Annotated in this window: 16 protein-coding genes; 5 read left to right on the top strand and 11 right to left on the bottom strand. The window is 30.5% G+C overall.

The genetic code is table 4. The annotated features are described in order from the left end of the window. Positions 1-124 precede the first annotated feature (124 nt). From ACWXVV_RS01385 to ACWXVV_RS01375, 3 genes are all read right to left on the bottom strand, one after another. Positions 125-4768 (bottom strand): hypothetical protein, encoded by a 4644-nt coding sequence (locus tag ACWXVV_RS01385; protein WP_456012458.1) that lies wholly within the window; start codon positions 4766-4768, stop codon positions 125-127. A 301-nt stretch (positions 4769-5069) separates the two neighbouring features. Next, the gene (locus ACWXVV_RS01380; protein WP_455984528.1) at positions 5070-6641 is read right to left on the bottom strand and encodes a M28 family metallopeptidase; all 1572 of its coding nucleotides are present in this window, start codon (positions 6639-6641) and stop codon (positions 5070-5072) included. A 96-nt stretch (positions 6642-6737) separates the two neighbouring features. Continuing rightward, the gene (locus ACWXVV_RS01375; RefSeq protein WP_456012457.1) at positions 6738-8690 is read right to left on the bottom strand and encodes a ribonuclease J; all 1953 of its coding nucleotides are present in this window, start codon (positions 8688-8690) and stop codon (positions 6738-6740) included. A gap of 205 nt (positions 8691-8895) precedes the next feature. Between ACWXVV_RS01375 and ACWXVV_RS01370 the strand changes: the two genes are divergently transcribed. Continuing rightward, a complete protein-coding gene (locus tag ACWXVV_RS01370; protein WP_455978947.1) occupies positions 8896-10194 on the top strand; it encodes a CNNM domain-containing protein in 1299 nt (432 codons plus the stop codon). A gap of 38 nt (positions 10195-10232) precedes the next feature. After that, positions 10233-11660, top strand: coding sequence for a phosphotransferase (locus ACWXVV_RS01365; RefSeq protein ID WP_455984531.1), 1428 nt, complete (start codon positions 10233-10235; stop codon positions 11658-11660). Positions 11661-11828: 168 nt separating this feature from the next. Here ACWXVV_RS01365 and ACWXVV_RS01360 read toward each other — a convergent pair whose 3' ends face one another. The 4 genes from ACWXVV_RS01360 to hrcA all read right to left on the bottom strand — a co-directional run bounded on the left by ACWXVV_RS01360 (position 11829) and on the right by hrcA (position 16599). After that, complete coding sequence (locus ACWXVV_RS01360) at positions 11829-12698, bottom strand: Cof-type HAD-IIB family hydrolase (RefSeq protein ID WP_455984532.1); 870 nt, start codon at positions 12696-12698, stop codon at positions 11829-11831. 93 nt (positions 12699-12791) lie between these two features. Further along, positions 12792-14594: a molecular chaperone DnaK gene (gene dnaK, locus ACWXVV_RS01355; protein ID WP_455967730.1), complete on the bottom strand. Its 1803-nt coding sequence runs from the start codon at positions 14592-14594 to the stop codon at positions 12792-12794. Between the two features lie 138 nt (positions 14595-14732). Next, positions 14733-15596 carry a nucleotide exchange factor GrpE gene (locus ACWXVV_RS01350; RefSeq protein ID WP_455984534.1) on the bottom strand — a complete coding sequence of 288 codons (864 nt, stop codon included), beginning with the start codon at positions 15594-15596 and terminating at the stop codon, positions 14733-14735. 1 nt (position 15597) lies between these two features. Further along, complete coding sequence (gene hrcA, locus ACWXVV_RS01345; RefSeq protein WP_455984535.1) at positions 15598-16599, bottom strand: heat-inducible transcriptional repressor HrcA; 1002 nt, start codon at positions 16597-16599, stop codon at positions 15598-15600. Between the two features lie 91 nt (positions 16600-16690). Here hrcA and ACWXVV_RS01340 point away from each other — a divergent pair, with 91 nt between their 5' ends. The 3 genes from ACWXVV_RS01340 to ACWXVV_RS01330 are packed head-to-tail and all read left to right on the top strand — an operon-like array spanning position 16691 to position 18030. Beyond that, the gene (locus tag ACWXVV_RS01340; protein ID WP_438341386.1) at positions 16691-17176 is read left to right on the top strand and encodes a hypothetical protein; all 486 of its coding nucleotides are present in this window, start codon (positions 16691-16693) and stop codon (positions 17174-17176) included. Next, positions 17169-17606, top strand: coding sequence for a hypothetical protein (locus ACWXVV_RS01335; RefSeq protein WP_438341387.1), 438 nt, complete (start codon positions 17169-17171; stop codon positions 17604-17606). The genes ACWXVV_RS01340 and ACWXVV_RS01335 overlap by 8 nt, the downstream gene beginning before the upstream one ends. After that, entirely contained in the window at positions 17590-18030 is a 441-nt protein-coding gene (locus tag ACWXVV_RS01330; protein WP_438341388.1) for a hypothetical protein, read from the top strand. Before ACWXVV_RS01335 ends, ACWXVV_RS01330 begins: the two co-directional genes overlap by 17 nt. A gap of 35 nt (positions 18031-18065) precedes the next feature. On the opposite strand, the gene ACWXVV_RS01325 is transcribed toward ACWXVV_RS01330, so the two are convergent. The 4 genes from ACWXVV_RS01325 to ACWXVV_RS01310 all read right to left on the bottom strand — a co-directional run bounded on the left by ACWXVV_RS01325 (position 18066) and on the right by ACWXVV_RS01310 (position 23580). Continuing rightward, positions 18066-19970 (bottom strand): MIP family Ig-specific serine endopeptidase, encoded by a 1905-nt coding sequence (locus ACWXVV_RS01325; protein ID WP_456012456.1) that lies wholly within the window; start codon positions 19968-19970, stop codon positions 18066-18068. A 61-nt stretch (positions 19971-20031) separates the two neighbouring features. Continuing rightward, positions 20032-20607 carry a hypothetical protein gene (locus ACWXVV_RS01320; RefSeq protein ID WP_438341390.1) on the bottom strand — a complete coding sequence of 192 codons (576 nt, stop codon included), beginning with the start codon at positions 20605-20607 and terminating at the stop codon, positions 20032-20034. A 257-nt stretch (positions 20608-20864) separates the two neighbouring features. Beyond that, positions 20865-22220, bottom strand: coding sequence for a M17 family metallopeptidase (locus ACWXVV_RS01315; RefSeq protein WP_438341391.1), 1356 nt, complete (start codon positions 22218-22220; stop codon positions 20865-20867). A gap of 1 nt (position 22221) precedes the next feature. Then, complete coding sequence (locus tag ACWXVV_RS01310; protein ID WP_455984537.1) at positions 22222-23580, bottom strand: M17 family metallopeptidase; 1359 nt, start codon at positions 23578-23580, stop codon at positions 22222-22224. Between the last annotated feature and the right edge of the window lie 3 nt (positions 23581-23583).

The raw sequence follows: 23583 nt of genomic DNA, 5'->3' as shown, positions 1-23583 counted from the left end.
AAGGCAAGAATTTCTTGTCTTTTTTTGTGTCTTGTTTAGAGTTATAAACTGACCAAAAGCATAAAAAACTCCACATTAGTGGAGTAAAAAGAGTTTATTTGTTTTTTTTGAATGTTTTTGCTATCTAGCTTTGCTCACTGGTTTTCAATTTTTCCTGACGCTCTTGTTCCAATTGTTTGATTCTTTCAATTTCTCTTTGCAATTTGTTTACCGGTTCTTTGACATTAGTTTCATTTATATCTTTTCCATCTAAGTGGTTTGCATTTTCAATGGCTTCAATTAATTCTTGTGTATATGGTGATCCATTTTGTCTTAGTTCTCGTAATAAAGCGTCTGCTACTCAGAATCCCTCTTTATTCGCTCAATTTATAGCAGGCAAGGCATGGAAAAATTTGCTCTTGCACGATCAAATGAGTCCAGGGTTTCCGTCTTCTCTTAGTTGTTCATTAGCCATAGGATTATATTTTGCTAACATTCATTTAACATCAGATACATAAGCTGCACCAGGATATTTATTCGCATAATATAAAATGGCATTAGCTTGTTTATTGTATGTATTCTTAGCAGAAACTATATTATTAATATTATTCAGCTTATTAGCTATGTCTTTTAATTCGCTTAAAGGCATATTTGGATCATTTAGCTTTTCAGTATATTTAGATGACATATTGTTTACAAATTCAGTCAGTTTAGGATCATTTGGACCATCTATACTTGCAACAGTGTTTTTTAACGATAAACGACTGTTTAATCTTTGTTCTTCTTTTAGTTTAGAATTTGCAAAATTTTTAGCTTTTGCTGTTAGTACATCAACTTTTTCTTTTGAAGGCGAATCTGAGTTAATTAAGTAACTTGCTTCACTTATTGCTTGAGTCACTTCATTTCTAATATTTGCTAGATTTGTTTTTTCTGGTATATCTTGAGACGCAAAATCATTATTAACTTTTTCCAGTAACGAATTAGTTTCGCTTAATGTTGTTTCCAAATTAGTTTTTACTAGTGTAGCATTGTTTTTAATAAGTTCAATCTTAGCTGCTTCAAATTTCTCACTTAAATTTTGGTGTGATTCAAACATTGCTGCTGCTGAATTAGAGTTCTTAGCAGACTGAGTAGAATTTAGCTGATCTTTGAGTGCTTTTTGTGTTGTTGTTAAGTTTTGTTGTGCAGCGTTTTGTGATAATCAGCTGCTTACCTGAGTTTCTAGGTTAGTTATCTTATTTTTTAATATGTTCTTATTTTCATCTTCAAGATTATTTAGTCTTGCATCTGCATCACCTATTCACTGTTTAGCTTCACTTACATTGATATTTTCTTTACCAATTGCATCGTTTAACTCTTGCACCAAAGCATTAGCTTTTGACTTAATTTCTTGCATTGTCGAAGGTTGATTTGCGAAATTTTGTACTTTATTTAAGTAATATTTCATTCCTTCTTTAGCAATATTCAAGTTATATGCGCCCAAACGGTTTTCCAAATTTACTACTTGTGATGTATCTATTTGCGCTTCATTTAATAATTGTTTTGAATTTTCTGAAATTGAAGATACTTCAGTCAAGTAACCTTGTTGTTTTGCTTTTTCTACATATTTATTCAATGAAGCATTGTTCTCTACATTAATGCTTTCAATAATTTTTGCAAGTCTTACTCTCTTTAATTTAGCATCTAAATCTTCTGTTATTGTGTCAAAGTCATCTTTATTAAGTTCGTTCGAATTGCTTTTAACCTTTGCATCCGATAGGGCGCTGCTTAAGCTAGTTAGTGAAGATTTTAGAATTCCAGAAGAATTAGAAGGACTATTTACTAAACGATTGTTTTCAACAGAATTTGTGTTTAGTCACGCTTCAACATCGCTAATTTTTTGTTTTAGATTTATATTGGCATTCTCATTTTGAGCATTAGTATATGCATTTTTTAAATCTTGAAGTTTTTGTTTCAATTCTTCAGGAGAAGTTTTACTGCTTTCAATAGAATCTTTTGCTTCATCTAGCAATTTAGTCATTTCATTCTTAGGATTTTGGTTACTTGAAGGACTGTTGACAAAGTCTTCAATATCTTTTATTAGTTCTTTGCCTTTTTGCTTATCAATGTCGTGATCTAATTCTTTTATTTCCTCTTCCAACTTTTTAATTTCAGCATCGCTTATACTATCTTGTGAAGCCAATTTTTTAGCTTTGTCTGCTAATTCTTTCGCTTTTTGATTTAATTCTGTGTTATTTTCAGTCAGCTGGTTGATTTTTTCTAACTCTTTGTCAAGAATTTCTTTACTATTATCAACTTTTGCTTTGTTAAGACTTTGATCTAAATCATTTAATAACTTATCAATTTGATCTTTATCTAAATCTTCAAGTTTTGTACCATTTTGTACTTCTTTTATTTTTTCTTTTAGTTTTGTTTTATATTCTTCAGGAAGATTTTCTAATACTTTGTTTGTTTCTTCAATCTTGTCTTTTAAATTTAAGTCACTGTTAGTTTTTTGTGCATCATCAATGGCTTTATTAAGATCTTCGACTGCTTTTTCTAAGTCTTCCTGACTAATTTCGTTGTTTTCGATTTTTTGTTTTAAAGCACCTAATTTTTGACTTAGTTCTTCTTTTGCTTTTGGTTGATTTAGACTACTATTGCCATCAAGTAGTTGTTGAGCTTTTGCAATCAGATCATTACCTTTTTGTTGCTCTAAACTTTTGGCTAATTGTTGTTTTAATTTGTCAGCAGTTTCTTCAAGTTGTTTAACTGTTTCATCACTTATTTCTGACTCAGTGTTTAAATTTCTCACTTTTTCTAACAGCTTGTCATACTCGTCTTTTATTGCTTTGATTTTTGGATCATTATCATTATCTTTTAACTCATTGTTTACTTTTGACTGTAGATTATCCAGTTCATTCTTTTTGTTCTCAAGTTTTGCTTTGTTAAGTGCATCTTTTAATGCTTGAACCTGATTACTTAAATCACTAGCTTTTGAGTTTTGATTATTGAAATTGTTATCAAAATTTTTACTAATGTCTTTTAATTTGTCTTTTAGGTCAGTTATAAGTTTAGGATCAACACTAGAGTTATTCGCTTCAATTCAGTCTAAAATGGTGTCTTTTTCAGTATTAAAGCCTTTAGCTTGTTGTGCTCTAGCACTAGCATTTTCTAGATTTTCAATAGCCTTGTTGTATGTCAATGTAGTTGGGTTATTTAGATTTGAATTGTCTTCAATTACTTTGTCTAGGTATGCATTTAAATTTTCATCAGTGCTATTTTTTCTTAACTCTTTAACGCTAGTTAGGAGCTTATCATAGTTAGATTTTGCTAGTTGTTGCAAGTCTTTGACTTCGTTATTAGCATCTTCAACAGCTTGATTAATAGCATTGTTTAGTGTTGTTAGTGATTGCTTGTTCTTTGCATCAACTGTGTTTTGATCTTGCAAGGCTTTCTTCAGTTTTTCGATGTTTTCACTCAGTGCGTTACTTGGTTTTTGGTTATTAAGTTCTTCTAAAAATTTAAGCGTTTCTTGAGCCTTATCTAGTGACTTTTCTAAATTGTTTTTAGCTTCTTGTAACTCTTGGTTTTGAATGTTTTTAATTTCTTCGATTGCTTTATTAATTTTCTTGGTTATGTCTTCTAAATTACTTGTTGAACCATTGCTTGCAACTGAATTATTTTTCAATATATCTTGTAATTTATTCTTTAGATTTGAGTCTGTATCAGAATTACTCAATGAATCAATAAGTTTGTTTGCATCATCAACAGCTTTTCGATGTTTCAAGCTTTCAAATTCTTTTTGAATTTTTTCAATCTCAGCGTTTAAATTGTTAGTAGCTTGTTTTTTATTTTCAGTAGTTGACGAGTTAACAAAATCACTATTATTTTTTTCGATAGATTCTTGTAGTTTTTGTTTTAGTGAATGAGTATCAACATCAGTGTTGTTAGATAATGACTCTAATAAATTTTTTGCTTGTTGTTGAGAAGCATTATTTGCGTCTTTTGTTTGAGTATTTTCAATAATTTGATTGTTAATATCACTGATAATTTTGTCTAAATCTTTATTTTTTTCAATAATAGTCTTTAAATTATCATTGTCAGAAGCTGTATTTGACTCAATAGAGTTAGAATATTGTTCTTTTTGATTTTCATCTAATTTTTCAATCAATTCGTTTGCTTTTAATGATTTACTGCGTGATTGTTCTTTAGCAACTTCTTTATTTTGAGTCACTTGTAACTTAACATTGGATAATCTATCGTTTAATTCTTTAGTTAATTCCTGAATTTTGCCAGCGTCATTATTTTCGCTGGCTTTTGCTATGTCATTTTTATTTTTTGTTATGAAATCAGTTAGCTGTTGTTTTTCTTCTTCTGAAAGATTGTTTTGATTATCTTTTATGAAATTGTCAATTTCAGTCACTACTTTTGTGTTTTCTTCAATAGGTTGCAAAACTGTTTGCTTTTGTTTTTCTTTTAGCTCTGTTCTGTAGGCTAGATTCTCTTTTGCCTTGGCTAGTAAGTCTGTTAAATCATTGTTATCTTTTTCAATCTGACTTTGATTTGTATAACTATTCTTTGATTGGATTACTGATTCATATTTTTGATTTAATTCTTGATATTCATTGTTAGAGTTATTTTCAGTTAAAAAGATTGCAACTTCTTGCAATGTTTTATCTAAATTTTCTGTGTTTAAAGCACTTGTTTTTTGATGCGAACGTGATGCTATCACATAAGCAACAGAACCTCCTATAACTAGTGTGCTTAGTATCGATAGGATGATTGCCATTTTTTTAGTTTTCTTCATTAAATTCCTTAGACTTTTAGAGATGATGTGTAAAAAAGTTTTTGAAGTATATCAAAAAAAAAAAAAAAACAAATTGGTGCAAAAAAGTTGCAATATGGCCTTTTTTAGTCTTTTTTGTTCTCATAAATAAGTCTTTTTGTTTTTATTCTCGATTTTTTGCACAAACTTTTAAACGCAAAAGTCAAAAAAATCCTCAAAACAATAACTTTCAATTAATTTGAACAAGAAACTTTAAAAAAAAAAAAAAAAACACTCGGTGCTGACTAACTAAATTTTGTCAGTAGCATGAGTGATTTTGGCACTAAATTAGTAAGTTGACAACCTTACCTTCATTATCTTTAACACTAATGATTTTAAAGTAGTCAATCAATAGTTCATAAACAACATTCATTTGCTCGTATAGTTTGTTACCAATGTTTGCTTGAACTCAGTCTAAACGGTCTAAGTCTGAGTGTCAAATGTTACCAGCAACTACCATATCTTCTCTTTTTATTCCTTCTGGTAGATCATAAACATCAACTATTGAACCATTTAATTTACTTTTTACTAGCTCAATGTTCTTTCCGTCTTTAGTAATTCAGGCTTTCGGATTAGTTACTTGCGAATATCCATCAAAAGAACCATAATTTGATTTAATAGCGAAGTTTGTTGCTTCTATGTAGGCGACAGGGATAACTACTTCAGTACAAAACGGAGCATGATCAGATCAATCACCAGTCTGTCCTGGTTTATATTCACCTGCAGTGTAGTATGGGTGAATTTCTAATAGATAATCTGGTCTATTAGCGAGTAAGCTTTTTGCTCTTGAAATGGCATGTAATTGATCTCTAATTGTGCTATCTGTATTTGAGTAAAACATTTTAGCATCTGGTGAGTGAACATACAATACATCTCCACCGGCAACAGTATCAAGATTTATCATTCCAACGGAATTATCTTTCATACTATTTTTGTTGTTATCTGAACTACTTAAAAATTGTTTAACAAATGCATAAGAACCTAGTTTTCCTAATTCCTCAGCATCGACAAAAACAAAGTGCAATCTAACTCCTAAGTCTTCACGATTTTTTTCATCTGAGTAATATTTCAGAAGCGCTAAATTTACTGCAACTGAAGTTGCATTATCAGTCGCTCCTCAAGAACTCTTGTTAGGTCCTTGAGCTGTTGAGTCATAGTGTGAAGCAATATAGAAATCTTTTGGTTCAGTTCCTGCTTCAAAGTTTTTAGAACTTGGGTTAACTGTTACAATAAGATTTGTTCCAAGGTTGTTATATGTCTTTGAAGTGTGGAACAAGAAACCTTGTGAAACTAATCCATCTTTTTTCATTAAATCATGATATCTATTTCTTTGCTCTAAAGAGTTGTTGTAAACAATTCAAGTTTTGTCAGATAGTTGCGATTCACTTGTATCTTGACCTAATGTTCAAGTTGCAACTTCTTTGCTTGTTGATTCATCTTTAGAAACTGAAATTACGCTTTGATTTGGGTATGAAAATTCTGGAGTATGGTCAGTGTATCCTAGATTAATAACTTGTTGCTTGATGTATTCATAAGCGTGCAAACTACCATAGTTTTTATCTTCTTTTACATCAGCACCCAAAGGATACAACCTTTTCAAGTTTTTATTTGTCAACTGCTCTTGATCAATTGCAAACGTTTCACTGTTGTAGTTTGTAATGTTACTTTTGTTTCCAGCTCAACGTCCTTTAGTTTGTTCTAAAAGATCATTGAAAATTTTAGTTGTAACAAATTTATTGATATCAACACCATCCTTACTTTTTTCAATGTTTTGGCAAGACAGCATGACTGCTGAAAGTGGGCTTAAAATACTCGCAAGTGCCAAACCTGAAAGTATCATTTTATGTGTTTTCATTTCTTCCTTACAAATTTTGTTTATTAGACAAACTTTTAAAAAGTGTCCTAATTAAATTATAAACAAGAGAAATAAAAAGTAAAGGAACAGGTCAAATTATGCCTGTTCCTGAGTACTTTTTTCAATTTTAGTGGTGTTTGGTTGATTTGTTTTGCGTGGTCTTCTCGTGGTTTTTGGTTTTTGGTTTTTCAACTCAATTTTTGTTGATGCTTTTGAGTCTTGAGTTTCTTGGTTAATAGCTAATTGCTTTTTGGTTCTCGGTTTAACGGTTTCTAATTTCACTTTTTTTTCTAAACTTTTAGCTTTGACAGCAATTTTTTCTTCAACTCTTTTTTTACTACTTTGTTTTTTAGCGGGACTTTTCGTTTCTTTCATTACAGTTTCATCAGCTATTAAAATTGTTGAAATTACCACTACATTACGACGTTTTTCTTTGTAGAAGAATGGTTCCAAACGATCTTTTATCAACTGTTTAATTTCAGGCACAGTTCAGTCTTTTTTGTTTCTAATTGTGTATAAAACAGCACTGTGAACTAACCTTTTACTTTCTTCAATTAAATCAGCAGAGTTTTTAACATAGAAAGCTCCACGAGACACAACTCTTGGACGCCCTAAAATAATATTTTTTTCTTTATTAATAGCTAAAATCACATGCACAAATCCGTTAGCTGCCAATTCCATTCTTTCTTTTAAAATTTGAGTGTTAACTTTTGAAACAACTTCACCATCAATAAACACAGGACCAGTATAAATGCGTTGGTCACTTAGTTTTAGTTCATGATTAACTAGTTCATAAACTTCACCCAATTTAGCAACTACAACATTTTCTGGCTTAACTCCACATTCAGTAGCAGTGTGACCATGTACTACACTCATCCGATACTCACCATGGTAAGGCATAAAGTATTTGGGTTTGACAATATTGAAAATGGTTTTATGTTCATCTTTGTAAGCATGCCCTGATGTATGTAGGTAACCATCTGGACCATTTTCTTTAATAATTGCTCCTAGTTTATATAAACGGTTGACCAAAAGCTCGATTTTTGAACGATTTCCAGGAATTGGTGAAGAAGAGAAAATAATTACATCACCATTTTTAATAGTAACTTGGGGGTGTTTTTGGTAAGACATTTTAGCAAGCCCTGCCATTTCTTCACCTTGTGATCCAGTTGTTAAAATCAACAATTCATTATCATCATATTTCGAAATATTCTTTTTATCGATAAAAACTTCATCAGGAGCATTTATATAACCTAAACGCCGTCCGATATCAATACCCTGAACCATTGAGCGTCCAAAAGCAACAACCTTTTTGTTCATTTTCGAACCTAATTCAATAATTGCTTTTATTCTTGTTAGGTTTGAAGCAAATGCAGTAACGATAATTTTTTTCTTTGCATTTAACATATGCTCTTCAATGTCTTTTAAAATGTCTTTTTCACTTGGTGAGTGATTTGGACGCATTGCATTTGTTGAGTCACTTAGTAAAATGTCTAGCCCTTCTGCACCCATTTTATGCAGCTTAGTGAAATCAGTTAAATTACCAATAGGTGTGTAATCAATTCTGAAATCTCCAGTACACATTATTGAACCATTTGGGGTAGTAAATCTTATTCCGAAAGCATCTGGAATTGAGTGTTGTGCTGTTCAAGTATCAACTTTGACATTGCCTATTTTGAATTCAAAATCTGCGGTAAGTTCAATGAATTCAACGTTTACTTTTAGTTTTAAATCTTTAAATTTTAGTTTTAAGTATTGAATAGCTATTCTTGGTGCAAAAATTCTTTTAACGTCTACTTGCTGTACTAAGTAAGGAACTCCCCCAATGTGATCTTCATGTCCATGGGTAATGAAAAGTCCTTGAACTTTTTTGTTGTTATCGTGTAAATATGTATAGTCAGGAATTGAACCCTTTATTCCTGTAGTGAAAGAATCATGGAATTTAATTCCTGAATCAAGAATGAAAATTACATCTTCATGTTCGATTGCTAAAGTGGATTTTCCAATCTCTTGCATTCCACCTAGCCCTCATAATTTAGTCGGTGTCATTTTTTTCTCCTAAATGTCCATTATTTTTGCGAATTTATAGTATTTTTCAAAATAAAAACTTATACAATTATAACTCAAAAGCATTTTTCTTCCCATAGTTTTTGCTTCTTTAAATCATTGTGGGATCTCTTGTAAGTTATCTTCAAACATTTAAAAGGAAATTTAGTAAAATTTTAAGTACATTTATATATAAAAAGGAAAATATATGTTAGAAGACTCCCAGCAGATTTTGGTAAATTTAGCAAATAGTACAAGTGTTACTACAAGCACTACTATTGCCACACCAATCCAAATCGTTTTATTTGTTATTTTGTTATTATTGTTGACTATTTCAGGGATTATTTCAGGAGCAGAAACTTCTTATACATCACTGAATTTAGCAAAAGTTAATATGTTAGTGGAAAAGAAAGTGCGTGGTGCAAAAATTATTCAAAAACACTATCATAAATTCAACCAAACATTGAGTACCTTGTTATTATTTAACAATGCTGTTAATATTGGTGCCTCAACACTAACCTCATTCATTTTAGGAATATGAATGGGGGCAGGTAATAACTTAATTCCAGTAATTTCTACTGCTGTTATGACCCCATTAATTGTCGTTTTTAGTGAAATAACACCAAAAATTGTTGCTAAATCACACCCTATTGGATACTTAAAAATATTCTGTTATTTCATTGAATTTTTATACATCATTTCTTATCCACTAACTTTCTTAATTTCTAAAATCGGTAAAAAAGCACTGATAACAAATTCAGAAGAAGAAATTAAATCTATTTTAGATATTGCCAGCGAGGAAGGGGTTTTAGAAACTAAAGAATCAATTCTTACTCAAAAAGCACTTGACTTGGATTCAACTAAAGTTTCGACTCACTACATCAGACTGAAAAACGTACAAACTATCAAATCAAGTGCTTCACTTGTTGATGCTTTTGAATTATTTGCAGAAACTCAGTATTCACGTTTACCAGTAGTTAAAAATGGTGAATTAATTGGAATTGTTCACTTAAAAGATATTTTCAATAAAAAAAGTGGAAAAGTAATTAATTATCTAAAAATGGTACCTAATGTTACTGCTAACATGTCGCTGTCAAGTGCGCTTGAAAAAATGCGTCTAAATAGAGCACAAATGGCCTTTGTTACTGCCAACAATTCATCAAGTGAAGTGATAGGAATCATCACAATAGAAGATATCTTGGAAGAATTAGTTGGAGAAATATATGATGAGTATGACAACGATGAAGACATTTATGAAATTTCTTTACAGCGTTCTCGAGCTAAAGCAAACATCACAATGAAACAATTATTCAAACAATTGGAAATTGACAACGAAATGTCGGATGATGAACTGAATCTTTCATTAGAACAGTGACTAGAAACAAAATTAGAACACAAGCTTAGAAAAAATGATAGATATGAATGAGAAGAATACGTAAGCTTCAAAGTATTGGAAACATCAAAGAGTGAAAAGAGTCCAGGATTGATAGAGGTGTACATTTTATAAAGTTGCAGCAGCAACTTTTTTATTGTTAAAATTATTACATGGATAATTTATTGAATGAGTATCAAATAGCACCTAAATATCAGGGAATTCTCAAACAATTCATCAATAAAAAGCAATTAGACAATATTGAATTTTTCTATCAAGGCTTTCATAATGTAACATTTAAAGCAATATTTAAAGGGCAAACAGTACAGTTAAGAATTCCTAGCAATGATTTTGTTAATTGAGAAAATGAAAACAAAGTTTTCAGTCAACTGGAAGACGTTTCGTACTACAACGAAGGAATACTAATAAAAAAATGATATGAAGGTAAAACGCTAGACAAAGTAAGAGTAACAACTGAAATTCAACAAAAGGTAATTGAAAAAGTCAAACAATTTCACACCAAAAACATTGATGTTGCTACTTTTGACTGAGATGTGTATCACATTGAAGATCCTAAATATAAAAGATTGGTTAAAAAATATCAAGACCAAACACTTGTTACATCACATGGTGACCTTGCACTCAAAAATATTTTGCTAACAAACAACAATGAAATAGTGTTACTGGATTTTGAATGAGTGCGCAAATGTAATGAAGCTTTTGATGTACTAAGTTTGTATCAAAATGGTTTTGACAAAGAACTTTTAAAAGAAAGCTTTGGAATGAGTGAAGAATATTTCACTGATTTTGAGTATTTATGTGAACAGTTTAGATTCTATGCTTACAAACAAACATATGTTAACTTGTTACAAAACAATGCGAATTTAAAACAGATAAAAGGCGGACTAACAAACGAAAGTTATGTTCTAAATGATAAATTCATTCAGTTTAAAAAATACAACGGATACAATCATCTTAACAATCATATGATTTTTAACAATCAACCTTGAAACGCAAATGTTGTCTATGAAGATGACAAAATTGTAGTTCGTGATTTCATAAAAAATACCATTTTTGAAATTAGCAGTCCAACGATATTGAAAAAGATAGCTTTAGCTTTAAAACAAATGCATTACTCGAATATCAATGTTGAACATAATAATGTATCAGATAGGGTCGAAACTTGGTTTCACGAGTATCATTATCATCCCAAAATTGAAGAATTAGATGAAAATTTAAAGAAAAAATTATTAGAAAATTTTCATTTACTTGATAGCAATGTTGTAAGTCACAATGATCTAAATCCTTTAAACATTATTTATACAAAAGATGAAACAATAAAATTTATTGATTTAGAATATGTGTGTTTTAACACGAAATATTTCGACCTTGCATATTTTTCAAGCAACGCTTTTTTGACTGACGAACAAGAAAAATATTTACTGTCTTGTTATGAAGAAGTAACTGATTGAAGTGAATACTATCGATTGAAATGTTTAGTTAATTTCTACGGTTTATTGTGATCTCTTGATATCAATGATGAATTCAATTTGTGTGTTAATATCAACAATATAAATAAATATAAAGAATATTTAAAATAAAAATTGCAGACTACTCAGTCAATGGCTGAGTAGATTTTTATATTGTCTTAACGACTTGTAATTTTCCCAAAAAGAGTGTTTTATGCGTCAAACATTAAGTAAAACTGCATTTTTTATATAAAAAAAGCAAGAGAAAATATTCTCTTGCAGATGTCAAATTGCTTTATTTTAGTGGAGTAAGAATTTTTTAACTATGTTATCAAAACGGTACAAGTAATCAATAATTGCTTCACCAAGTCCGTTTTGTTCAACTGATGATGTGTGAAAATGAGCAAGTTTTTTAATCTTACTATCACCATTCGCCATGGCATAAGAAAAACCACATAATGAAAGCATAGATACATCGTTTCCACTGTCGCCTACAGCCATAAAATCTTCAAATGAATGTTGCGTATAAATGGTGCTTTGTAAAAACTCAATACCACTAGCTTTTGAAACATTATTTGGTGTTACTTCTACTACAAAATTACCAACAACTACATCTTCAGAAATAGGTCTCAATAACTCAGCAATTTGGTTACGTTCTTGAGCTCTTTCGGCTCAAATTTCAATTTTAACAATCTCTTCTAGCGATTCATCTTTATACTCTGAAATGATACTTTTTTGTTCTTTATTAGTAAAGTGAAAATTAGTAACATAATCAAGAAAATTATTATCCGATATATTCAAGTAATAATACTTGTTCGAGTTAAAAAAAGTTGTAGGTCACTTATTTTCTTTAATAACATTGATAATTTGTTTTACTTTATCAACATCTATGTATCTTTCATACACAAATTCTTGATTTTGAACATCAAAAATCTGCGCTCCGGATGAACATATTGCAAACCTTACTCCTAATTGTTGGCACACTTCTGCTACCCGTTCAAAATAAGGATTTCCTGTCGCCAGATTGAAGTCTCCTGGGTTAAGGTTTTCTTCCGAGCTATGAATTGCAAAATTAATATCTTGTTTTGTATCCTTACTTATTACAAAATCTTTGCCATATAAAGTTCCATCCATGTCACTAAAAATAACTGGTTTGATAATTTTACTCATTTTTACTCCTTACTAATTAGTTATTTTATAACATTATTTGTTGAAAAAAATGTGGCAAGTGCCACATTTAGATAATTTAATAAACTTGAAGGATTAGTTTTCTTCCTTAGGTTCATTGTTTTGGTTATTCATCATATTTTCCAAGTCTTCTGGTTTCATTCCACTTGCTTGCATTTGTTCTTGGAAGTGACGCATTTGTGTTTCAAATAAATCAATTTTTGATTTTAATTCTGCTCATTTTCCTGCTTCATATAAATCTTTTAATTCTTTTAGTTCTGCTTCTGCTTTGATTTTTTGATCACTATTTAATTTGTCACCTTGTTCTGCTAATGATTTTTCTAATTGATTAATCATTGATTCAGCACGGACTTTTGTTTCAACTTCTTCACGACGTTTTTGGTCAGCTTCACGATGTTCTTCAGCATCTTTAACCATTTTTTCAACTTCATCGTTTGATAATTGACTTGCATTTTGAATAGTAATAGTTTGTTCTTTATTAGTTTTCTTATCTTTAGCAGTAACAGTGGTAATTCCATTAACATCAATTGTAAAGCTTACTTCGATTTGTGGAACTCCACGAGGAGCTGGGTCAATACCCTCAAGATTAAATTGCCCTAAAATCTTGTTGTCATAAGCCATTTGTCTTTCACCTTGCACGATAACAATAGAAACAGCAGTTTGATTGTCTGATGCAGTTGAGAAAACTTGTGATTTTGTAACAGGAATTTTTGAGTTACGTGGGATTAAAGGAGCAACAATTCCACCTTCAGTTTCAATTCCTAAAGTTAGCGGAGTAACATCTAATAATAGAATGTCATCAATGTCTCCAGCTAGAACTCCACCTTGGATTGCTGCACCCATTGCAACAACTTCATCTGGGTTAACTGAATGATTAGGTTTTTTACCTAAAACTCTTTCAACTAATTCTTGCACAGCTGGCATTCTAGTTGAACCACCAACTAAAAGAACTTCATCAAGATCCTTGGCTTCAATTTTTGCTTCTTTTAGAGCATCTAAAATAGGTTTTTTTACTCTATCTAGTAGATCTTGAGTCATTTTTTCAAATTCTGATCTACTTAGTTCTAATTCAACATTGATTGGTCCTTCTGATGTAACTGCTAAAAATGGTAATGAGATGTTAGCAACTAGTGATGCTGATAATGTGATTTTTGCTTTTTCAGCTTCTTCTTTCAAGCGGGCCATAGCCATTTTGTCATTTGAAGGATCATAGTTGTATTCTGATTTGATTTTTTCAACCATTCAATTAACAATTTTGTGGTCTCAATCGTCTCCCCCTAAGTGGTTGTCTCCTGATGTTGAAAGAACTTCAAATGTTCCTTCTTCCATTTCTAGAACACTAACGTCAAATGTTCCACCTCCAAGGTCGAATACTAAAACTTTTTGATTTTCTTGTTTATCTTTATCAAGACCGAAAGCTAAAGCTGCTGCAGTTGGTTCGTTAATGATACGGATAACGTCTAAACCAGCAATTTTTCCTGCGTTTTTAGTTGCTTCACGTTGTGCGTTGTCAAAGTATGCGGGAACAGTAATAATTGCTTTTTTAATTGTTTGTCCAGCTTTTTTTTCTGCATAGTCTTTAATGTAACTTAAAATCATTGCACTAATTTGTTCTGGTGTGTATTCTTTTCCATTTGCTTTTACTTTTTGACTTGTTCCCATTAATCTTTTAATAGAAGCAATTGCATTAGGGTTAGTTTCAAGTTGTCTTTTTGCCACTTCTCCTACAATAATTTCATCGTTTTTAAAACTTACTACTGAAGGTGTAGTTCTTTTTCCATTAGGATTTTCTAAAACTTTAGGTTGTTTGTTTTCAATAATTGCTGCAACTGAGTTTGTAGTTCCTAAGTCAATTCCTAAAATAATTTCTTTTGCCATAATAAACTCCTTAAATTTTTTGTTAATTCAATAAGCTAACTATATTTTACCATATTTTTAGCACTTGCAACATTAGAGTGCTAAATTTTCTTTTTTAAATTTTTAGGCAAGAAATTAACCTTGCCTAATGAATAGATATTATTTTTGTACAACAACTAATGCTGGCTTGATAACTCTATCGTGTAGTTTGTAACCAATGCTTTTAACTGCGATGATTTTTTCTTTTTCCAGTCCCGCATCTTGAGTTTCAAAAACTTGTTGTGTATAAGGATCAAAATCAGTACCTACTTGTGGAATAATTTTACTAATTCCATAATTTTGCATTACATTTTCCACTTGCCCTAGCAGCATTGCAAAACCTTTCGTGTATGCTTGAACTTCAGGATTTTGACTATTTAATCCTGCTGAGGCCGCTTTTTCAATATTATCTAAAGGTAATAGAATATCTTCAACAAAGCCTTGAATAGCATATTTTTTATTTTCTGCCATTTCATTTTGCATATGATCATAATTTTTAGCTTTAAAAGCCGCTAATTCTTCACTAGCTTTTTGTTGAAATTCTTCTATTTTTCGTTTAAAATCTTCAACATTTTTTTCATTAATATTCTTTTGCTCTAAAACTTGCAAATTCGCCAAGGCTAATTCTTGATGTTTTTTTAATAAGGCTTGGCGTAATTGTTCGATTTGCTCACGATCTTTTTTAGTGTGTGAATTGGCTTTGTAAATTTTTTTTACAACTAATTTATATTTTGTTTCCTTGTTATCCTCTTCTGTTTTATAAATTTTATCTAACTTGATGTGCTTTGCTTCTTTTTGCAGTAATTCTTCAACTTTTTGGCCTAATTCATAAAAACCAAAAACAATTGTTTTGGTATGTTTTTCGATGTTTTTATCCTTAGTTGTTTCAACTTCAAACTCAACATTAAGGGAGTCAAATTTTTCTAAAGGCAATTTTTCGTGTGATTTTTTGTGTATTTTTTGCTCTTTTTGTTTCATTTCCATATTATTTTTCCTTTTTATACATCAATAATTTTTCTACTAAGGTCATAGCCTCTATTGCTTCACCATAATTCATTCTATTTGAACCGACAATAGAAATTTCACGAATATTTTCGCTGTTGTTGAAATTAATTTTTTTTGATATAACACTTACGTTTTGGTCATTGATATTGAATTTAATTGAATTTTCTTCGTCTAAATCGCGTTCTAGTGCTTCTCATATTGAGTGATTTTCAATAAGATCAAAAATTTCAGTAATTTGTTCACGACTTATGTCACGTGAAAGGATAATTTGATTCTTGTTGTAAACACGCGATTTGATAGTTTCTTCAAATGTCAAGACTTCGCGAACAAATTGTTGCAGCAATTGCTCGTAATTTTTAACTTGCTCCGCTAAGATTGGTGCTAGTAATTTTGCTCTTTGATTTAGCTCAATTAAAGGTACATCTATTAAACGATCTTTGAATAAGCGCACCGCTACTCTAACATCATTAATGTCAATTAATTTGTTATCAAAATTAAATAATTTCGATTCCACTCTTCCTGTTGATGTTACCAAAACAATGATTGCACTATTTTCGCTCAAAACAGTTAACTGAATTGATTTCAAAACTTCGTTTGCATTGTTTGATACTGTAACTAAAGTAAGTCCTGCAAGCTCACTAATTGCATTTGCTGCTTGTTCGACAGTACAATCGATTGACAATCTTCTTTTTGCTAGTAAATCTTCTAAATGATCTTTGAAATATTTTTCTGGATTGTAGGCTAGAAACTTGGCGTAATATTCTAAACCTTCAGTTGAAGGAATTCTTCCACTTGATGTATGGTTTTTTGCTAAGAAATTGATTTGCTCCAACTTAGCCATGATATTTCTAATTGTTGCTGGCGATCAATCTAGAGAATATCTTTCACATAAAAATTTAGAACCTACCGGTTGACCAGTTTCGATGTAGGCTTCAACGATGTATTTGAAAATATTTTCTTCTGTTTCTTTTAACCTGTTCATATAACCTCTGAAAGTTATTATAACAAAAAATAGCACCATTTTAGCAGTCAAAATTGCTTAGTGCTAAATTATTAGTTGTTATAATTAAGGCATGAACAAACCAGAAATCAATGAAAAACTGATTGCTTACTTTGATAGTGAAATCAAACAAATTTCAAAAAGAATCAAATTTCAGAGTTTTTTTCAGTCTTTTTTTAACTTTTTAATAATTTTAATTAACTTAACAATTATTGCCATTTGTTCTTTTGCAATTTACAAAGGACAACAAATTCTTAAAACTAATAAAGCAGCTGAAGTTAATGTAACCATTTCAATTATTGTTGCTAGTTTCACAATTTTGATTTTCATTCTTGCTATAGTACAAAGTATTTACAAAACATATGCTAAAACTTATACATATAAAAAGATGTATGAGTCGATCGAGTTTATGAAAAATGTATACATTTATGATGCTAACTTTGAACAAAAACAATATCAATACAACATTGAAGAAATAATGGCATTAGAAAAAAACAAAAGCAATGAAAGAGTTAAAAATATAGTTATTAAAACACTGAGGGGAGAAAAAGGTGAATAATTCTCTATTGATAAAAATAATCAAAGACTATGAAAGCAAAATGAAAAAAAGACTCATTATTTGAAGTTTTTGATTTGTTTCTTTAAATATTATTGTGCTTTTAGTTGCTTTAGTGCTGTCAATATTAAGTACTTTACAAATTTATTCAGGAAGTAAGCTGTTCGGTCCTAATTCTTGAAATGATTATTTGTTATACACTAATGCAATCACAGCAATCACCACTTTTTGTACTTCAATCATGTCATTTTTCGCCCTACGAGTAAAAATTTCTAAATATCAATCACGGATTGAAAAATTAAAAGTTCAATGAGTACTTTATGAACAAAAAATAGGTGAGTATTTTTCAAAAGATCGTGATTTGAAATTCTATAAAAATGTGTGTGATATTTGCAGTATGAGCTGGGAGATAAAATATGAAGAAGAAAAATAATAATGAAGATTGAATAGTTGAAAACCCACACAATAAAGACTTATCAGTTCTTAAAAACAGCAAAACTAACTACTTAATTTACCGCAAAAAATACATCATTTCGCGTCTTACTTACATCATGATTTCACTAGTTATTATGATCATTTCTTCACTGCAAATTCTTCTAAACTTGTTTGCTATTCGATGAAATGAAACACAACTTTTGAAAGATTTGTTTTTGGCAGTAGCAATTCTTAGTGCAATTGTAGCATTCGTGCAATCAATTTTATTATTCTTTGACTTTAAAGGTTCAAAAGAAGTTGAAATGGCAAAACTAAGAAACTTGCAAAAACTAAAAGATGAGTACATTGCAAATCCCGAAAGTATCAAAGTTTCAAAAGTTGCTAATCAAATTTACGATATTTCTAAAAAAGACAACAATTAAAAATCAGCCTGTAAAATTTGGCTGATTTTTTTTTGTTAACTAAATAATGCTGTTTTGTAGCTTGGTCCATATTTCGCTATTAATTGTTGACGATAAGAAGTTTTTTGATAAGGGTATTTTTGTTTATCAGTATTATCAATTAAATTGTAGGCTTCCACTCTTATATTGTCTTTAATAATTGGTTTTGTTACTGTCAGAGGTTGGATAAGTGTGCTTTTTAGTTCATACTTAGTGCCATCAGAACCAGTGTATGAAACAGGTTCAACCATGTTGCCAAACACTAAGCCGATAGTCATTCCCTCACTATTAGTTACCATAGTTCCGCTGGTTCCACCCCTTGAACCTTTTAAGGCTTGGGTTTGATAATGAATTCCGTAATATCTTGCTCCGCCACGTCCATTGAATGAAGTTTTTTCACTGATAATGCGATTGTTAAGAGTACTTTTTACTTGAAAAAGTAGTTTGTTGGCAGGTTTCGAGTTAGAAAAATCAATATCTTCCAAGTTTTCGTCATCGATGTTGTAAATTTGCGAAACTAAATTCTTAGCCTTATTATCTAAAAAGAATCCATTTCAATAGACTGCATTTGGAATGGCGGTGTATATAGTTCAAGAAGATAAATATTGTTTTGCATCTTCCGAAGCCTCATTTGCTCTTTGGATTGAAGTTATATTGTCTTTTGTGTATTGTCTGTTTAAAAAATTCGTATCAGCTATGCTTTGAACTGTTGCATAATCTAAGTTCATATATGGTGCTGATTCTTTACTAATATTTGTCAAAGTATGTTCTTGTCCATATTTTTTTAAACTATCAAATTCTTGCTTGGCATCAAGAATATGATTCAATAGTAAGACATTTAAAGATCTTTTATTATCCGAAAGTCAATTATCTAGAAATTCGTCAGTGTTAATGTTTCATTCAAGAACTGCAAAGTCAGCATAGTGATCAACATTGTCTGGATCAGGATACGATAGTGCTGATTTATCCATGAAGTTTCTTGCCATATAAAATATTTTTGGTCAAGCATTTTTAGCTAGTTGGTTTACTACTATTTTGCCAGTTGCTGGGTTTATGAAGTTTACACTTATACTTGTTATTGGTCTAGTTACATCAGGTTGTTTATACTCAGCAAAATCTCTATCTAATTGACTAAATAGCAAAGCAACGTGATAATTAGTTGCAAGATATAAACGCCATTTGTTTTCGGCAATGTTTTTATAATCTAAAAGTCAAGTAGTTCCAACATTAGCAGTAATCTTGTTTGGATCTTTTGAAGGAGTGTAAATAGTGAATGAAAATGTACGATTAGCAATTGAATTTAAATAGTCTTGATTTGTTACTAACTGACTATTTTTTGACTCAGTAGTTGTTGAAAAAGATGTTAGTTGTGGGTTTTGACTATAGTATTTATCTTTGTCAAATGAGTAGTATTTAAATTCATTAAGCAACTTTTCATTACTTTGCTTTAAGTCATCATTATCTATTTGAATATCTTCGACTGCTTTAGTCAGATCTTGATTCTGTTTTTGAATGTCCTGATAGTTTTGACTAAGAGTTTTTAATGAGTCTTGTAAAGAATTAAGCTGTTTTTCTAAAGAACTTATTTGTTCGTTGCGAGCAAGAATTTGACTATTTGTATCATTTAATTCTTTAATTTTTTGCTCTAGTTGTGTTTGTGCTGACTCTTTTTCAGTCTTTTCACTACTCAATGACTGAGTTAGTTGTTGAATTTGACTAAGTTGGTCTTGGCTCTGTTTATTTAGTTGTGTAATTATATCTTTGTTGTTATTTAGTTGTTGAGTTAATTGTTGGATATTTATTTCAAGCTCAGTTATTTTTTTCTTTTCAGCACTATTATCACAAGCACTCAACATAACTGGTGCACTAATGACAGGCAACAAAGCTAAAGGTGTCATAAAACTTCATAGTTTTCTCTTCATAATTACAAATATTATACTAGTGAAATGCAGGACAAAAAGAAAAAAAGCCCGAGAGCTTTAACTAATTAAAATAACGCATTTTTTGTTGATTTTTGAATTGCTTTTGCATTCAAATAATTAGATGTTGCAATCCAAATAAAATGAATGCGTAAACTGGAATTTCAATTAATGTTTTAAACATTATCGGAATCATAAAATAGAAATAGTAATCACCATACGCTCATTTTGAACTTCTTGCAAAGTAACGATTATAAAAAGTTATATATGCAAAAGGTCCTCATAACCATCTAAAAATAATAATTATTGTAAATACGATGATTAATATAACAAAGAAGTTTTGAAATGATTTTCTTTCACTCATAAATAAACAGAATATGGCGATTGCTCATATTGTTAAAATACACAAACTAGAAACAATCATAACTGTCTGAATACTTACTAATTTTGGTTTTTTAGCACTCATTCCACTTTGAATCAGTGAGTACTGGGTACTTATGAATACTACAAACAAAATTGTTAAAAGCAGTAAAGTACCGAATCCTGTTAGAAAAATAGTTTTTTTTGATAAACTTCGCATTTTAAACATCAATCATGCCAAAATAGCAATCAAAGGTGGAATAATGGCATAAACTAACATATAAAAATGAATTCCGTAGATTAGTTGTGTGACAAGGTCACAGAAAAATGATAAAAATGCTCCTTTTATTGGTCCTAAAACTATTCCAAAAATAATAAACAAAGTGTAAGTAATAGAAATTTTAAAAGCACCAACAAAAGCGTATCTTTCAATTGACTCAATAATGAAGTAAAGAGCTAATAAAATTCCGAATACTGCTAAATCATAAACACTGAAAGTAAATTCTTTTTTCAGTCTACTAATGAATGTCTTTGTGACTAATCCTCCTGTAATCCTAATTCAATCAACGACAACAACATAGGCACAGTTGAGTAGTTATTTTTCTTTGCAGTTGAAGCAATGTCAATATGTAATAAATCTGCGTTTTCTTTGAATTGTTGTAAAAACATAGCGGCAGTACAACTTCCTGCATTTCCAGAGGAATCTGAATTATATAAATCGGCAATCTTTGATTTAGTTAATCCTTCTAAATACTCATCATCTAGAGGCAATTGTCAAATCAGCTCACCAGCAACTTGGCTAGCATTTTCTAGCTTATCAAAAAGTTCTTGACTCGAAGAAAAAATTCCACTGTAGGTTTCTCCAACACAGTAACTTACTGCTCCAGTCAATGTGGCAATATCAATAATTTGAGTTGCTTTTAAATTTCTTACAGCATAAGTAATTCCATCAGCTAAAACCAAACGACCTTCAGCATCAGTATTGTTAACTTCAACACTTAAACCATTCATTGAACGATACACTGTGTCAGGTGTTGATGCAAGTGAGCTTATTTTGTTATCAGTTAACATCAAAATAGCACTCATGTTTTTAGTTCCACCCAGTTTAGCTATCGCTCATAGACTGAAAGCGGCCACAACGCTTCCTGTCATGTCATATTTCATTCCAGGCATTCCTTTTTTGGTTTTTACTTGGTAACCACCTGAGTCAAAGGTGATTCCTTTACCTACTAGAGCTAAACTTTCTTGTGAGTCTTTGTTTGGTTTATAAGTTATTGCTACTAATTTAGGTTCATAGACAGAACCTGCGTTTACACTCAAGAATAAATTCATTCCCAATTGTTCAACTTCTTTTCTAGAAAGAACTTTTACTTCTATGTTTTTAAGCCCTTTAAATTTTTTAACAATTTCCTGTGCTAAAAATTCGCTGTTGGCAATGTTTGGTGCCATTGCTTGATAGTATCTTGCTTGGTTATGTGCTTCTGAAACAATCAGTGCTTTTTGATAAGCTTTGTCAAATGCTTCACTAGTCTCACTTATTAAAATCTTGTGATCAAATTTGTGCACTTTGTCATTGTTTTTTCAAGTAAATGAGTCAAACTTTGCATATTCTAGACCATAAGTTAGTCAGTAGAGAATTTGGTCTAATTGTTCAAATTTGTTGTTTTTAAAAGAATCTAGCTCAAAAGTGTATTCACGATTAGCATCTGTAACTAAATTTTTGGCAATTTGACTAAAGTCGCTGACATTTTTTAATTTATTTAAATCTAAATATAGTTTTGCTTGTTTTGTTACAACATCTTCTTCAACTTTTTTGTGCTTGTTTTTTGCTTTTGAAGAATAGTCGGCCTTTAGTAATCAAGCATTATTGTTTTGATTTTCTAATTTAGTCATTTTAACCTCTCAATTTTGCGAAATATGTTAGTGTTGCGACCAATTCACCCTGCGGAATTTGTTTTCTGTCAGCAGTTCCTGCTACGTCACAATGAATAAAATCAACATCGTCAACAAATTCTTTTAAAAACATTGCAGCTGTATTGCTATCACTTGGTGTGTCATTTGAACAGTTTAATAGATCAGCTACTTTTGATTCTTGATTATATTTATGAAAATCTTCATGTAAAGGCATTCTTCAAACTTTTTCTCTTGCAATTTGTGACGCTTGCGCAAAAAGCAATCAATTTTCATCACTAGTTGAATAAATTCCACTATAAACTGAACCTAAGGCTCTTACCATTGAACCAGTTAGAGTAGCCACATCCACAATCAAGTTTGCTTTTAAAACATCTTTTGCATAAGTATTACCATCTGCTAAAACCAAACGACCTTCAGCATCAGTATCAACTATTTCAACAGTTTTCTTAGACATTGAAACATACACGTTTTCAGGTAGTGAAGCATCACCATCTAATCTGTTATCTGTAATCATCATCAATGCACTGGCATTTACTTTTAGTTTTAGTTGTGCTATTGATTTTAAAGCATAAGCAGCAATTACACTTCCTGACATATCATATTTCATACCTTCCATGAAATATCCTTTAGTGTTAACTCCACCAGTGTCAAAAGTAATTCCTTTACCAACAAAAGCCATTCTTTGCGTCTTTTTAGTATTTCCTGTGTAATTAATTACTACAACTCGTGGTTCAAAAGTTGATCCGCGATTAACACTCAACATTAGACCCATTCCGAGATCTTCGATTTCTTTTCTTCCTAAAACTTGTACTTCAACATTTTCTAGATTTCTAAAATCCTCAACTATATAGTCAGCCAATCATTCACTATTACATACATTTGGCGGGGTGATTTGTAAGTCACGAGTTCTTGTTACATTTTCACTGATAATCAATAACTCTTTTACTAAAGAACGATATTTGGCATCACTCATAACCAATGTAGGATATTTGAAAGATTTGGTTTTTTCAGTTTTTACATTGTAAATATTTTCTTTAAAAAATGGATAACGTGTGTAAAAAGCAGTTAAAACGTCTTCATTTGATATTTTTTCATTCACAAAAGAGTCTAAGTCAATAACATCAAATTCATAGTCAGAATTTATGATTTTATCGACCGCTTTTCTTAATTCAACATAATTCTTAATTTTGTCTAAATAAACGTAATATTTTTTGTTGGCATTATCGTAAGTCACTTTATCCTTGATGCGTGAAATAAATTCTGGAGCAGTGCCATTTTTATATACAGCCTGCAAAACTTTTTTGTTTTTAGGTAATTTATTAGTATAGTTTTTCAACATTTC

The organism is Mycoplasma sp. 3392, from assembly GCF_053851755.1.
The sequence above is the reverse complement of the archived record's forward strand: the minus strand, read 5'-3'. Positions and strand labels throughout refer to the sequence as shown.